General features: G+C 58.8%; 16 protein-coding genes. 7 read left to right on the top strand and 9 right to left on the bottom strand.

Features of this window, described 5'->3' with window-relative positions:
- Window positions 1-197 precede the first annotated feature (197 nt).
- Window positions 198-1,055 (bottom strand): GNAT family N-acetyltransferase, encoded by an 858-nt coding sequence (locus AC13RE_RS06250; RefSeq protein WP_488562291.1) that lies wholly within the window; start codon window positions 1,053-1,055, stop codon window positions 198-200.
- Between the two features lie 322 nt (window positions 1,056-1,377).
- Between AC13RE_RS06250 and AC13RE_RS06255 the strand changes: the two genes are divergently transcribed.
- From AC13RE_RS06255 to AC13RE_RS06265, 3 genes are all read left to right on the top strand, one after another.
- A complete protein-coding gene (locus tag AC13RE_RS06255; RefSeq protein WP_132717362.1) occupies window positions 1,378-2,700 on the top strand; it encodes a UDP-glucose dehydrogenase family protein in 1,323 nt (440 codons plus the stop codon).
- Window positions 2,701-2,771: 71 nt separating this feature from the next.
- Window positions 2,772-3,776: an NAD-dependent epimerase gene (locus AC13RE_RS06260; RefSeq protein WP_132717363.1), complete on the top strand. Its 1,005-nt coding sequence runs from the start codon at window positions 2,772-2,774 to the stop codon at window positions 3,774-3,776.
- Between the two features lie 5 nt (window positions 3,777-3,781).
- Complete coding sequence (locus AC13RE_RS06265) at window positions 3,782-4,555, top strand: alpha/beta fold hydrolase (protein ID WP_488562553.1); 774 nt, start codon at window positions 3,782-3,784, stop codon at window positions 4,553-4,555.
- Window positions 4,556-4,572: 17 nt separating this feature from the next.
- Here AC13RE_RS06265 and rutF read toward each other — a convergent pair whose 3' ends face one another.
- The 5 genes from rutF to AC13RE_RS06290 all read right to left on the bottom strand — a co-directional run bounded on the left by rutF (window position 4,573) and on the right by AC13RE_RS06290 (window position 7,997).
- Window positions 4,573-5,112 (bottom strand): NADH-dependent FMN reductase RutF, encoded by a 540-nt coding sequence (gene rutF / locus AC13RE_RS06270; RefSeq protein ID WP_488562292.1) that lies wholly within the window; start codon window positions 5,110-5,112, stop codon window positions 4,573-4,575.
- 180 nt (window positions 5,113-5,292) lie between these two features.
- Entirely contained in the window at window positions 5,293-6,021 is a 729-nt protein-coding gene (locus AC13RE_RS06275; RefSeq protein WP_488562293.1) for a class I SAM-dependent methyltransferase, read from the bottom strand.
- A gap of 122 nt (window positions 6,022-6,143) precedes the next feature.
- Window positions 6,144-6,650 carry a VOC family protein gene (locus tag AC13RE_RS06280; protein ID WP_488562294.1) on the bottom strand — a complete coding sequence of 169 codons (507 nt, stop codon included), beginning with the start codon at window positions 6,648-6,650 and terminating at the stop codon, window positions 6,144-6,146.
- On the bottom strand, window positions 6,650-7,039 hold the full coding sequence (locus tag AC13RE_RS06285; protein ID WP_488562295.1) for a RidA family protein: 390 nt from the start codon (window positions 7,037-7,039) through the stop codon (window positions 6,650-6,652). Before AC13RE_RS06285 ends, AC13RE_RS06280 begins: the two co-directional genes overlap by 1 nt.
- Window positions 7,040-7,100: 61 nt before the next feature.
- Complete coding sequence (locus AC13RE_RS06290) at window positions 7,101-7,997, bottom strand: DMT family transporter (protein ID WP_488562296.1); 897 nt, start codon at window positions 7,995-7,997, stop codon at window positions 7,101-7,103.
- A gap of 245 nt (window positions 7,998-8,242) precedes the next feature.
- Between AC13RE_RS06290 and AC13RE_RS06295 the strand changes: the two genes are divergently transcribed.
- On the top strand, window positions 8,243-8,668 hold the full coding sequence (locus AC13RE_RS06295) for a hypothetical protein (protein WP_488562297.1): 426 nt from the start codon (window positions 8,243-8,245) through the stop codon (window positions 8,666-8,668).
- Between the two features lie 51 nt (window positions 8,669-8,719).
- Here the strand turns inward: AC13RE_RS06295 and AC13RE_RS06300 are convergent, their stop codons facing one another.
- Both AC13RE_RS06300 and AC13RE_RS06305 read right to left on the bottom strand, forming a co-directional pair.
- Window positions 8,720-9,331, bottom strand: coding sequence for an alpha/beta hydrolase (locus tag AC13RE_RS06300; protein WP_488562298.1), 612 nt, complete (start codon window positions 9,329-9,331; stop codon window positions 8,720-8,722).
- A 14-nt stretch (window positions 9,332-9,345) separates the two neighbouring features.
- On the bottom strand, window positions 9,346-10,278 hold the full coding sequence (locus AC13RE_RS06305; RefSeq protein ID WP_488562299.1) for a VOC family protein: 933 nt from the start codon (window positions 10,276-10,278) through the stop codon (window positions 9,346-9,348).
- A gap of 222 nt (window positions 10,279-10,500) precedes the next feature.
- Between AC13RE_RS06305 and AC13RE_RS06310 the strand changes: the two genes are divergently transcribed.
- Both AC13RE_RS06310 and AC13RE_RS06315 read left to right on the top strand, forming a co-directional pair.
- The gene (locus AC13RE_RS06310; RefSeq protein ID WP_488562300.1) at window positions 10,501-10,755 is read left to right on the top strand and encodes a type II toxin-antitoxin system Phd/YefM family antitoxin; all 255 of its coding nucleotides are present in this window, start codon (window positions 10,501-10,503) and stop codon (window positions 10,753-10,755) included.
- Window positions 10,755-11,165 carry a PIN domain-containing protein gene (locus AC13RE_RS06315; RefSeq protein ID WP_488562301.1) on the top strand — a complete coding sequence of 137 codons (411 nt, stop codon included), beginning with the start codon at window positions 10,755-10,757 and terminating at the stop codon, window positions 11,163-11,165. Before AC13RE_RS06310 ends, AC13RE_RS06315 begins: the two co-directional genes overlap by 1 nt.
- Here the strand turns inward: AC13RE_RS06315 and ung are convergent.
- Window positions 11,159-11,860, bottom strand: a complete 702-nt coding sequence (ung, locus tag AC13RE_RS06320; RefSeq protein WP_488562302.1) for a uracil-DNA glycosylase — start codon at window positions 11,858-11,860, stop codon at window positions 11,159-11,161. The genes AC13RE_RS06315 and ung overlap by 7 nt on opposite strands.
- 229 nt (window positions 11,861-12,089) lie before the next feature.
- On the opposite strand from ung, the gene AC13RE_RS06325 reads away from it, so the two are divergent.
- On the top strand, window positions 12,090-12,629 hold the full coding sequence (locus AC13RE_RS06325) for a P-loop NTPase family protein (RefSeq protein WP_488562303.1): 540 nt from the start codon (window positions 12,090-12,092) through the stop codon (window positions 12,627-12,629).
- Window positions 12,630-12,676: the final 47 nt, after the last annotated feature.

Consider the following 12,676-nt stretch of genomic DNA (forward strand, 5'->3'; position numbering starts at 1 on the left):
GAAAGCGACCCTGTTGTCTCAGGAGATTCGGCTTTTTGCATGACGAATCAGCGCCTCCAACAGGATTTTTCCCCTGTCGCGGTTCCGATGGCCTTTCAACGGCCCTCTCCGAAGGCGATACCTGCCCATCAAAACTCGGCTTGACTGTTAGGGCAACGCCATCGTTCGGGCCCCGTTCGGAACTGGATCAAGAGCAGCTAACCAAGCTCGAGCGTGGTGACACCGAAGACACGATCAAGCGGGATTCCCGGCGCCTTGCCGCGATACATGCGCGCCGTCTCAAATACCGGAGCCAGACCGCAATCTTCCGCAAGCCTGATCGCCTGGGCATTATCAACAGGCACATCAAGATAGACCGGCTGCCCATTGGTCTTGGCAAGCAGCTTGCTCATCAATGCAAGCGCGACCTCCGGCTTGTTGGCAAACAGCGGACCGATCTTGTAACCCTCGAAACAGCGGCGGATCGTGCCGTAACCGCGAACCCTGCTACCACCCCCGACGATGAATGATGCCCGTCTTTGGGGAGCGCCGCACCAGGCCCGGATGAAGGAGTGACGCAAGCCGGGGAAAATTTCCGCGTCATAGTGCACTAGCGCCTCGAGCTTGCCGTCCGCGACGGGCATCACCTGCCTTGCCTGCGCTTCATCCACCTCAGGTACTTTGGGGATACCGCCATAGCGGAGCGTCCGATAGGCCATCTCGAAACCGTGCCGCCTGTAATTTTCCTGTTGTGCGACGACCCCATCCAGCCCAACGACGCGATTGCCGGCAAGCGTCATGCCCTTGTTCCAGAGCTGCTTGCCATATCCCCGCCCGCGAAACTCGGGATGAAGCATATAAAGACCGAGGAAAGCGAAAGCCTCGCCATAGCGGACGACGGATATGCAGCCGACGGGGATCTCGCCGATGGCGCCGATCAGAAAGCCGGCCGGGTCCGCCTCCCAGAAGGCCTGTGCGTCGTCAATGCCGGGATTCCAGCCTTCTTGCCGAGCCCATTCCAGAGCAAGCTCCAGCTCGCCAGCCCGCATTGTCCGCACGGCAAAAGTCGATTTCATGCAAAAGTCCCGAACCGCCCATTGTATCGCCGCCGCCCTGCCGCACGACCGCACCCAATTCATCATGTGGCAACATGCTGCCAATCACAAGCAATAGGCTATCATAGATTTAAAGTGCAAAGGCTTCGTTTCACTTGAAAAACAAGATGATCGCCCATGCAGGAGGTCGACGAAGCTTCCGTGATACTTCTGTTGCAATCCTCTTAAAGCCGGCATCGCATATAGGCGCCGCTCACGATCCTGTGTATATACGCAGATGATCGCCCATGCCGCCGTTGCATTTCAACGCGACGCCCGGCGCCAGCAAAAGGATTGAAGTTTCATGCGCATCACGATGATCGGCTCAGGTTATGTGGGGCTTGTATCGGGTGTCTGCTTTGCCGATTTTGGACACGATGTCATTTGCGTCGACAAGGACGCCAACAAGATCGACGCGCTGCAACGTGGCGAGATACCGATCTTCGAGCCGGGCCTCGAACAGCTCGTTGCCGACAATGTGCGCGCCGGCCGCCTCTCCTTCACAACTGATGTAGAGACGAGCGTTGCCGCAAGCGATGTCGTCTTCATTGCCGTCGGCACCCCTTCCCGGCGCGGCGATGGCCATGCCGATCTCTCCTATGTCTATGCCGCTGCTCGCGAAATTGCCGAGCACGTCAAGGACTTCACCGTCATCGTCACCAAGTCGACCGTACCGGTCGGCACCGGCGATGAAGTGGAGCGCATCGTCCGCGAAACCAATCCGCAAGCCGATGTCGCCGTCGTCTCCAATCCGGAATTCCTGCGAGAAGGTGCGGCCATCGAGGATTTCAAGCGTCCCGACCGCATCGTCATCGGGCTCAATGACGAGCGTGCCCGTGGCGTCATGACCGAAGTCTATCGCCCCCTCTATCTCAACCAGGCGCCGCTGCTCTTTACCTCCCGCCGCACGTCGGAGCTGATCAAATACGCCGCCAACGCCTTCCTCGCCATGAAGATCACCTTCATCAACGAGATGGCCGATCTCTGCGAGAAGGTCGGCGCCAATGTGCAGGAAGTCTCGCGCGGCATCGGTCTCGACGGCCGCATCGGCTCAAAATTCCTGCATGCCGGCCCGGGCTACGGCGGCTCCTGCTTCCCGAAAGATACGCTGGCCCTCGCCAAGACGGCTCAGGATTACGACAGCCCCGTGCGCCTGATCGAAACGACCGTATCGATCAACGACAACCGCAAGCGCGCCATGGGGCGCAAGGTCGTCACGGCCATGGGCGGCGATATCAGAGGCAAGTCGGTAGCCGTCCTCGGTCTGACCTTCAAGCCGAATACCGACGACATGCGTGACAGCCCGGCCATCTCGATCATCCAGACGCTGCAGGACGCCGGCGCCACGGTGACCGGCTACGATCCCGAAGGCATGGAGAATGCCCGCCAGGTGATCGACAACATCGCCTATGCCGAGGATGCCTATAGCGCCGCACGCGGCGCCGATGCGCTCGTCATCGTGACGGAATGGAACCAGTTCCGCGCGCTCGATTTTGTCCGGCTCAAATCCATCATGAAGGCTCCGGTCCTCGTCGACCTCAGAAACATCTACCGCCATGACGAGGTCGCAAAGCACGGCTTTGCCTATACAAGTGTCGGCAGACCCTCGAGCGACGACACACTTTAGAGCGTCTACGCATTCCGAACGGAAACCCCCTACGCACCTTTCCTCGAAATGCTTTAAACAAAGGCCGATCAATGCGTTATCTCATCACCGGCACCGCCGGCTTTATCGGATTCCACCTTGCCAGGCGCCTGCTTGACGAGGGACATTTCGTCGTCGGTTTCGACGGCATGACGCCCTATTACGACGTCAAGCTCAAAGAAAAGCGTACAGCCATTCTCGCCCGCTCCAACGGCTTCAAGGCCGTCACTGGCATGCTGGAAGACAAGGCGGCGCTGGATCGCGCCGCCGAACTCGCCGAACCTGATGTGATCGTCCATCTCGCCGCACAGGCCGGCGTCCGCTACAGCCTTGAAAATCCGCGTTCCTATGTCGATTCCAATCTTGTCGGTTCGTTCAACATCCTGGAATTGGCGAGAAACCTGCAGCCGAAGCACCTGCTGCTTGCCTCCACCTCGTCGGTCTATGGCGCCAACGAAAAGATTCCCTTTGCCGAAAGCGACAAGGCCGACGAGCAGATGACGATCTATGCGGCGACCAAGAAGAGCATGGAGCTGATGGCGCACAGCTACGCCCATCTCTTCAACATACCAACGACCGCTTTCCGTTTCTTCACGGTCTATGGCCCTTGGGGCCGTCCGGACATGGCGCTGTTCAAATTCGTCGATGCCATCCGCAACGACAGGCCGATCGAAATCTACGGCGAAGGCAAGATGAGCCGTGATTTCACCTATATCGACGATCTCGTCGAAGGCATCGTGCGTCTCATCGGCGTTGTACCATCGGAGGAAAACCGCGTGGTGTCGGATACGGTCATCGACACCCTATCGAAGAACGCTCCCTTCCGCGTCGTCAATATCGGCGGCGGCCAGCCAGTGGGACTGATGAGTTTCGTCGAAACCATCGAGGCCATGCTTGGCAAGCAGGCGATCCGCAAGATGCTGCCCATGCAGCCCGGAGACGTGCACAACACCTATGCCGTACCGGATCTGCTGGTGGCGCTGACCGGCTTCAGGCCGCAGATCGAAGTCGATGAAGGCGTGAAGCGCTTCGTCGAGTGGTATCAGGAAAACTATTGAGCGAAATGGCAGGCATCGTCGAAACGGAACATTGGATCGAAAGCCCCGGCGGGCGCCTCTATGCCAAATCATGGAAACCGCATGCCGAGACCTTCCTGCCGCCGATCATCCTGTTTCATGATTCCCTTGGATGCATCGCGCTCTGGAGGGATTTCCCGCGACAGCTCGCTCATTCCCTCGGCCGTCAGGTGATCGCCTATGATCGACTGGGCTTCGGTCGCTCCGACGCCCGCATCGACATTTTGCAGCAGAATTTCGTGGCCCTGGAGGCCGAGCAGGCCGTTCCGTTGCTATGCGAGCAGTTTTCCGTTCAAGAGTTCGTCGCCTGCGGGCACAGCGTCGGCGGCGGCATGGCGGTGGAAGCAGGAGCCCGCTTTGGCGACCGCTGCCAGGCCGTCATCACCATCGCAGCGCAGGCTTTCGTGGAAGAGAGAACCCTGCAAGGCATCAGGATCGCACAGCAGGATTTCAGATCGGCCGAGACCTTCGCCCGGCTTGAAAAATATCACGGCAGTAAGACCGATTGGGTGCTGCATGCATGGATCGATACGTGGCTTGCTCCCGAACGCGCCGGCTGGTCGCTCGATCCGGCCCTCGAAAAACTCCGCTGCCCGGTGCTTGCCATTCACGGCGAACGTGACGAGTATGGCTCCGAGGCTCATCCCCACCGGATCGCGGCCGGACGCGGATCGGCCTATATCATGCCGGATACCGGACATGTGCCGCATCGCGAGCGCCCTGCCCAGGTTCTGCAGGCGATCGAAAACTTTCTGATGTGAAGCGGCGAGAAAGTCGGTTACTCGGCTGGACCCGCAGAATGATAGGTCCGGTCGAAGTAGATAAGCCCCTGCCCCTCATCACGTTGACGGATAGCATCGACTTCACAGAGCAGGATATCATGCGTCCCGCCGTCGGCCTGGCGGACGATGCGGCAATCGAAGGAGACAAGAGCATCCTCAAGTACCGGCGAGCCTGTCGATAGTTCCGACCAGGAGGCACCGGCGAAGCGTTCGGCAACCGGGGTCTTGCCGCCGAAAAGCCGCGACAGGTCCTGATGCGCTTCCGACAGCACATTGACGCAGAGCACGCCGTTTTGCGTGACGGCGGGATGAACCGAAGCGCCACGATTGAGGCAAACGAGCAGGGTCGGCGGGTTATCGGTAACGCTGCAGACGGCGGTCGCGGCAAAGCCGGCGATCCCCGCAGGGCCATTGGTCGTGACAATGTTCACTGCCGCTGCCATTCGCGCCATAGCATTGCGAAACTCGGTGCGCGCAATGTCGGGATCGGCGACAGGCACCGCCTTCTCGATTGCCACGGAAGTTTTCATGTTCATCGCACTCTTCCTTAACTCGCGCAGACAGCCTCACATTATCGATGGGGAGCATGCGCCTCAAGAAACGACATTTTGCGGAAGTAGCCCTTCGCGAGCAATTAATTTTCTATAAAATCTATCAACAAAAAGAAAAACAGATCGCCTCGGGCTTCTACGCTGCGACGACATGCTGGGGATGCCTCAGGGCCGAGTGGAAATCAGAAGAAACATCGGCCGCTCGCGCTCGATTGCCCATTCCGGATGGGCTGCAAGATCCTCATCGCTCGGCGACCATTCTTCGACATGGGCAATGATGAAGCCGGACTCGATCAACAGGTTGAGCGTCGTACCCATAGTGCGATGCTGCTTGACGACGCCCTCGGCGAGCCAGTTCGTCACGCGTGGCCCCTCGATTTGATAGGCACTGAGCGGCCAGATTTTACCGCCGTCGGCGTCATCGAGCCATTCCGGTCGCCGGGGCGCCATATAGATCGGATGCTCGATTGAAAAGATCAGGCGCCCACCCGGCTTCAGCGCCTGGCGGATCGTCGTCAGCAGTCCGGCAAAGCCTTCGATATAATGGAAGGCGAGCGAACTGTAGACGAGATCGAAGCTCGCTTTTGGAAGCTGAAGCTTCTCGAGGTCCGCCCGATCGTAGCGAACCCGCTCATCCGCCGTCTCCGCCCGGGCACGTTCCAGCATGTTCTCGGAGACATCCAGCCCAAGCACGCTGGTTGCGCCCTGCTCTGCCGCCCAGCGGCAGAACCATCCGAAACCGCAGCCGAGATCCACGACGTCGAGGTTCTCAATGCCCGGCATCAAGGCACGGATCGCCGGCCACTCTGCGGCACCCGCCAACCCGTTGATGGAACGCTGTAGCCGGCTATAGCCCTCGAAGAAGCCCGGATCGTCGTAGATGTTCTGCGTCATATTTGTCTTCCATGCCTCTCCGCAACCTGCAATTGGATCGGCAATATCGGTGGCATCTCTTCACATAGACAATACAGAGGCAGGCGAAAGGTCGATCACCAGGAAGCCTCGACCAGTGCCTATCATGCTAACGGTTTCGGCCGCGACAACCATTCCGAATACGGCTTTACACCGAAATCCGGATCGACCGCCTCCTCAAGCACATGGATGAATTCGATCGAATGCCCGTCAGGATCCGAAAAATATTGCGAGACGGCCGGCATCCAACCGAGGACGACGGGTTCATCCAGCGGCTCGCCATTGAAACCTTTCGGCTGAACACCATGAGCCTTCAATGCAGCGGCGGAGCCGACTACATCGGCGAGAGAGGTTCTGAAGGCAATATGGAGACGCATCTTGAGAGGGGAGCTGCCCGTTTCCCAGAGGCCGAGCATGCCCATCCGTTTATCGTCGATCCAGAGGAAAGCAACATTCCTGCTCTCGATGACCGTCCCGACTTCGAGCTTCAGGACGTCGCGATAGAAGCTCAAGGAGCGTTGGAGATTGGCAACCGTCAGATGCGTCTCGTAGAGTCCTAGAATACGCGGCATCGACGGATCGGCCAAACGCTCGGCATAACCGATCGTCATCACATCACCTTTGCCGCCATAACCTCGACCTCGACCAGAAACTCGGACCGCGTAAACCCGCCGACGATCAGCAAGGTGGAGACCGGTGCGGGATTTTGGACATAGCGATCGCGCACGGCCATATAGGCGGGAAAATCCTCGCGCGTGGTGACGAAACCGCCGATGCGGATGACGTCGGCAAACCCCATGCCGGCCTCTTCGAGGATGGCGCCGATCGCCTTGAAACACAGTTCGGCCTGGCCGGTAACATCAGGCGGAATGCGATCGTCGATACCGATGCCGAGCTGCCCCGACGTGACCAGCAGGCTGGCGCCCGGCGGCACCAGCAGGCCGTGATTGTAATTGCCGAAAGGGCGGCGGACAGATGCGGGATTGAAGACCTTTTTCATCGATTCCGACTCCTGATGACCATGCCGATATCAGCATTTTGTGATGAAAGGGGCAAGGCGGTCAGTGGGCCTGAGCCGATGTCACCGCTCGATTCCGCCGCACTTCCAACAGGATATGTCCGAAAAGTGCTGCAAGCACGATCGGCCCGCCGATGAGTGTCGCCGTCGAAGGGTGCTCGGCAAAGATCATCCAGACCCAGAGCGGCGTCAGCGGCACTTCGAGCGCTGTCAGCAAGGCGGCATCCGACGCCGGAACCAGCCGCGAGCCGAAGGTATAGAGGCTGAGGCCCATGGCGTTCTGGATAATGCCGAAGGCGATGATCAGCCCGAGATCCCGCCCGGAGATCGAAAGCGGCGAGGCGAACCAGAAGGTGATGGAGGAACACAACCAGGCGGAAAGCGCCATGGCCGGCAGCATCGGCACATTGCGATGCTGGCGCATGACGACGGCAAGGCAGGCGACGGTCAGCGTCATGACGGCGGCAAGCCCCTTGCCGAGCCAGCTGCCGCCATCGCTTGCATGGCCGGAAAGCATGACGAGCACGCCGATGAAGGCAACGCCACTGGCAATCAGCGTCGTCATGTTGGGACGTTCGCGGATGAAGAGAAAAGCAACGCCCGCGGTGACAAAGGGCACGGTCGCATAGATGACCATGGCATCGGCGACCGACGTATAATAGATCGAGCCGATGCCGCTGATCATCGACGCGGTGGAAAAGATCGTCGCCGCCAGCGAAGGACCACGCATGGAGCGCAGGATGCGAAAGGCGTTGCGGCGCTCGATATAGAAGAACAGCGCGAAAACGCCGAGGCCGGAGACGATGCCGCGGCAGAACAGAATGGTCATGAGATCGGCATGGATCGCCCGCACGAAGAGACCGGAAGTCGACCAGGCGAGCGCCGAAAGCGCCACATAGACAACGCCCAGCCTGTATTGCTGCTGTTCCGCCAGCGTCACGATAAAATCCCCTGCCCCATCGAGGCAGATCATTAGCGGGTGGCCATGATGCCTACAAGCTAAGCTTGCGTCGCAGCGTGTCGCTGACGCGGGAAGATGACGATGGTTGCAGGAACGCCACGCCAGACCCTGCCGTGAGCAAGCAAAGGGCGCCGTCTCACCGTTATTATTGGCAGGATCGCTTTGATCTTGCACATCTTTGCGATCGCTCTACGGTTCTGGCGGCTTCATCGAAGGAGAATCAATTGCGCTTACTGTCGGCCACCTTGTTTGCGTGCGGCTGCGTCAGCCTGATCGACGGTCCGCTATGGCCGCCAGCGCAAACCTATGTCGACAAGACGGTGCAATGCAGCCAAAGCGGCAATCCCGCCCGCTGCGAACACACACGCGACAGCTGGAAGGCCGATTATGAGGAAGCGATCGCAGGCGGGTATCGCGCGCAGAAGCATGTCGCCCTATGCCTGAGCACAGGCTGCGATCAGGCAATCCAGCCTGACAAAATGCTCGGTTGCGCCTGGCGCATGGTCATTATTGAAACAAGGCATGCGCTGCCGGACAGTATGGATTTCGCCAATCTCAACCGCTTTTGCGGAACAGGCTATCTCGATGAGAACGGAAAACTCGCAGCCGCCTCGCAAGCAAAGGCGATGCTGCGCCTCATCGGCAAATAGTAGGCCACGCGGCAGGAGCTGTCTGCCGCGTGGCTTGGTCATTTTTCGAGCTTACGCGTACGGGACGAGGAATTTGCCAATAGCCTCGATCTCGTTGGGACGAATATCGTGGCCGCCCGGATGCCATTCGAGCGTAACCTCCGCATCCTGCCGCGCAAAATAATCGGCGAGCGCCTTGGTGACCGGCGCCGGCGCAATCGGATCGCGCTCACCCGCGGTGATCAGCACGCGCTTTCCAGCCAACCTGGCATTGTCCTTCGGCTGGAAGGGGATCAGCGGATGCATCAACACGGCCGCATCGAACAGATCGCCATGCTCGATAAGCACGTTGGCAAGGATGTTGGCGCCATTGGAAAAGCCGAGGCCCACCACCTGCGATGCGCCATATTCGGCCGCTAGCTCCGAGACATAGGCCGCCATCTTCGCCGTGGCGCGGGCAAGATCGGCCATGTCATAGACACCCTCGCCCGTGCGACGGAAGAAGCGCGCCGCGCCATATTCCGAGACATCGCCGCGCGGCGAGATAATGGTGGCGTCCGGCAACAGGCGGGTGGCGAAATCGAAGAACTGGTTCTCGTCGCCGCCGGTGCCATGGAAGGTAAAGAAAATCGGCTTCCCGGATGCACCGGCCTTCAGCCGGTGCACATAAGTCTTGTCCGTCATCGTTTTCTCCTCGATTAACCTTCCAGCGGTTCGAGATGCTGCTCGATCAGGCCGCGCAGATGCGCATGCTGTTCAGGCAGTTTCAGCGCCTCGCCGAGATGAGCCGTATCCTCGTCGCGGTTGAAACCGGGTTCGTTGGTGGCGACTTCGAACAGCACGCCGCCCGGCGTACGGAAGTAGATCGCCCAGAAGTAATCACGGTCGATGACCGGGGTCACCTGATAGCCCGTATCCATCAGCGCCTTGCGCACTTCGAGCTGTTTTGCGCGGTTTTCGACGGCAAAGGCGACATGGTGGACGGAGCCCGCACCCGGAAGCGCGCGGTTGATGTTCGGCATCGTCTCAAGGTCGACATAGTCGGCACCGTTGCCGCCGGGAATGGCAAGCCGCTTGATGCCATCATGGGTATCGACAACTTCGTAGCCCATATACTTCAAAAGCTCGGCAGTAGCGCCTTCATCCCTGAGCCGCATGGCAACGGAATGGAAGCCCCTGATGGCATGCTCGGCATCGACCCCGTTATGCGTCCAGGGCTGACGCTTGTCATCCTTGACCTCGACGAGCGCGAAACCATCGCCATCCGGACCGGCAAAATGCAGGCGCTTCTGGCCAAAGGATTCGTCGGCCTTCAAGCCCTCGACACCATGTTGGCCGAGCCGTTCGGTCCAGTAGCCGATGGCCCCTTCCGGAACTGAGTAGACCGTATTGCCGACTTCACCAGTACCCGGGCGGCCGCGCGCCATCTTCGGGAACGGGAAGTAGGTCATGATCGTGCCGGGAGTGCCGACCTCGTCACCATAGTAGAGGTGATAGACATCGGGAGCGTCGAAATTGACCGTCTTCTTGACGCGGCGCAGGCCGAGCGTATCCGTGAAGAACTTGTTGTTGGTCCGGGCGTCTTCCGCCATCGAGGTAACGTGGTGAAGACCTTTGATCTGGTTAAGCATCTTAAACCCCTTTCTCGCCTGCACCGACAGGCGTTTCTCATGGGCAGAAAATGGTCTTGTGGGCGGTATTCCGATAGCCCTCAATAGCCAAACGGATTGTCTTCAATCAGTGAACGATAAAATCAAATCGTTCACATCAGGGAGAAAATCATTCGATGGGGTTGTTTCCAAATACCAGCGGCATTAAATCAATCTAGACAGTCTAGCCAGAAAGGATTTTCGATGGATTGGCCGTTGCAGGATGCAAAGAACCAGTTTTCAAAAGTCGTGCAGAAAGCGCGTAGCGAGGGTCCGCAAATCGTCACCTTGCGCGGCGAACGTGCGGCTGTCGTCCTATCTGCCGAAGATTATGATGCCCTCTCAGCCGGCAAACCAAGCCTCGCCGACGATCTGCTGTCTGGGCCGGCTTGGGACGATGAAATGGCCGAGGCCGTATCTAAACGAGATAAAACGCCAAGCCGGAATATCCTCTTCTGATGTACCTCGTCGATACCAATGTCATCTCGGAAATTAGGCGCGGTAATTCCCAAGCGATTGCATGGATGCGCTCGGTCGATCCCTCCACCATCTATCTGAGCGTCATCACACTTGGAGAGATCATGCGCGGGATTGCGCTCAAGCGAAAATCGGATCCGCGTACCGCAACACATCTGGAGGAATGGTTGCGTAAGCTGCGGCACGATCATCGCAATCGCATCCTTCCCATTACCGATCAGATTGCCGTCGAATGGGGCCGCATCGCGGCACAGCGCCCGCGCGGCGACGCCGATGGTTTGATCGCGGCAACGGCGATCGTTCATGACCTTATCGTCGTCACCCGCAACGTCGGAGATTTCGACGACACCGGCGCTTCAATCAGCAACCCGTGGGATCAGGCACCTTACTGAACCTCAGGATTGCTCGGCAGCGCCCAGTCGATCGGATCCCGGCCATGCTCGGCGAGATAGGTATTGGCCTTGGAGAAATGCCGGCAGCCGAGGAAGCCGTTATGTGCCGATAGCGGCGACGGGTGCGCCGCCTTCAGCACCAGATGGCGTTCGGTATCGACGAAGGCAGCCTTCTTCTGCGCATAGGAACCCCAGAGCATGAAGACGACGCCGTCGCATTCGTCGTTGACTTGGCGGATGACGGCGTCGGTGAAACGCTCCCAACCCTTGCCTTGATGTGAGGCAGCCTGCGACTCCTCGACGGTCAGCACGCTGTTAAGCAGGAGCACGCCCTGCTTCGCCCAGCTTTCCAGAAAACCGTGGCGCGCCGGCGGGATGCCGAGATCGGTTTCCAGTTCCTTGTAGATATTGACCAGAGATGGCGGAATGCGCACGCCGGGGCGTACGCTGAAGCAGAGCCCATGCGCCTGCCCGAAGCCGTGATACGGATCCTGACCAAGAATGACGACCTGCACCTCGTCGAGGGGGGTCAGATCCAGAGCCCGGAAATACTCGCTGCCACGGGGAAATATCACCTTGCCGCGCTGCTTTTCCTCAACGAGAAAAGCCTTGAGCTGCTGCATGTAGGGGCTTTCGAACTCCGAAGACAGCGCCTCTTTCCAGCTCTCCTCCAGCTTGATGTTCGCCTCAGCCATCGCCCTTCGCCTCCGTCAGTTGTCAGCCTGTCGATTGAGGATGAAAGCGCCGGCGTGTCAAGAAAATGGCTGGGACAACAGGGGACAGATCACAGTTTTCGGCAGATGGCGCGGCTTGGTTCCAATCTTCACGTAAATGGCGCAATGATGAAAATACGACACGCAAGCGTTGACAAGGTGGTTCGCTTCGGCCATTGGAAAACCATCCCAATTTTCCGACCGGTGCCCCATGCTTCCCTTGCATTCCCTTGGCGAGCGCATTGTCGTGCTCGGCCCTTCCAATGCCGGTAAGTCAACCCTGGCGGTTGCACTTTCCAAAAAACTTGGCTTTCCAACGATCCATCTCGATCAGCTTCATCATCTGCCCCATACCGATTGGCAACAGCGCCCGGAAGCAGAATTCGCAGCACTTCATGATGCGGCCATTCTTGGCGAGCAGTGGATCATGGAAGGCAATTATACGCGCCTGATGCCGCAGCGTTTGGCTCGTGCTACCGGTGCCATCCTCATCACCTCCAATCATTGGCTGCGCTTTTCCCGCTACCTCAAGCGGACCCTGATCAACCGCTCAGATCGAGCAGGCCATCTCGAAGGCGCCAAGGACAGCATCAAATGGGAGATGATTCACTGGATACTCGTGAAGACCCGCAACAGCGGCGCCAAATACGCAAATATCCTACGGGAAGCAGAATTGCCGATGGTGGAATGCCACACGGCCGAGGCTCTCAATAACCTTTATCGTGCATGGGATCTGCCAAGCAGACGATAGGCTTCATACCGAAATGCTCGCGTTGAGTTAACGCACGTGCGCCCCCA

The sequence above is a fragment of the Martinezella sp. CNPSo 3959 genome (assembly GCF_057784355.1).

What these genes read in the sequence shown, in the direction of transcription:
- AC13RE_RS06250 (WP_488562291.1), bottom strand. Translation starts at nt 1,055, where the DNA reads ATGAAATCGACTTTTGCCGTGCGGACAATGCGGGCTGGCGAGCTGGAG.
- AC13RE_RS06255 (WP_132717362.1), top strand. Translation starts at nt 1,378, where the DNA reads ATGCGCATCACGATGATCGGCTCAGGTTATGTGGGGCTTGTATCGGGT.
- AC13RE_RS06260 (WP_132717363.1), top strand. Translation starts at nt 2,772, where the DNA reads ATGCGTTATCTCATCACCGGCACCGCCGGCTTTATCGGATTCCACCTT.
- AC13RE_RS06265 (WP_488562553.1), top strand. Translation starts at nt 3,782, where the DNA reads ATGGCAGGCATCGTCGAAACGGAACATTGGATCGAAAGCCCCGGCGGG.
- rutF (WP_488562292.1), bottom strand. Translation starts at nt 5,112, where the DNA reads ATGAACATGAAAACTTCCGTGGCAATCGAGAAGGCGGTGCCTGTCGCC.
- AC13RE_RS06275 (WP_488562293.1), bottom strand. Translation starts at nt 6,021, where the DNA reads ATGACGCAGAACATCTACGACGATCCGGGCTTCTTCGAGGGCTATAGC.
- AC13RE_RS06280 (WP_488562294.1), bottom strand. Translation starts at nt 6,650, where the DNA reads ATGACGATCGGTTATGCCGAGCGTTTGGCCGATCCGTCGATGCCGCGT.
- AC13RE_RS06285 (WP_488562295.1), bottom strand. Translation starts at nt 7,039, where the DNA reads ATGAAAAAGGTCTTCAATCCCGCATCTGTCCGCCGCCCTTTCGGCAAT.
- AC13RE_RS06300 (WP_488562298.1), bottom strand. Translation starts at nt 9,331, where the DNA reads ATGACGGACAAGACTTATGTGCACCGGCTGAAGGCCGGTGCATCCGGG.
- AC13RE_RS06305 (WP_488562299.1), bottom strand. Translation starts at nt 10,278, where the DNA reads ATGCTTAACCAGATCAAAGGTCTTCACCACGTTACCTCGATGGCGGAA.
- AC13RE_RS06310 (WP_488562300.1), top strand. Translation starts at nt 10,501, where the DNA reads ATGGATTGGCCGTTGCAGGATGCAAAGAACCAGTTTTCAAAAGTCGTG.
- AC13RE_RS06315 (WP_488562301.1), top strand. Translation starts at nt 10,755, where the DNA reads ATGTACCTCGTCGATACCAATGTCATCTCGGAAATTAGGCGCGGTAAT.
- ung (WP_488562302.1), bottom strand. Translation starts at nt 11,860, where the DNA reads ATGGCTGAGGCGAACATCAAGCTGGAGGAGAGCTGGAAAGAGGCGCTG.
- AC13RE_RS06325 (WP_488562303.1), top strand. Translation starts at nt 12,090, where the DNA reads ATGCTTCCCTTGCATTCCCTTGGCGAGCGCATTGTCGTGCTCGGCCCT.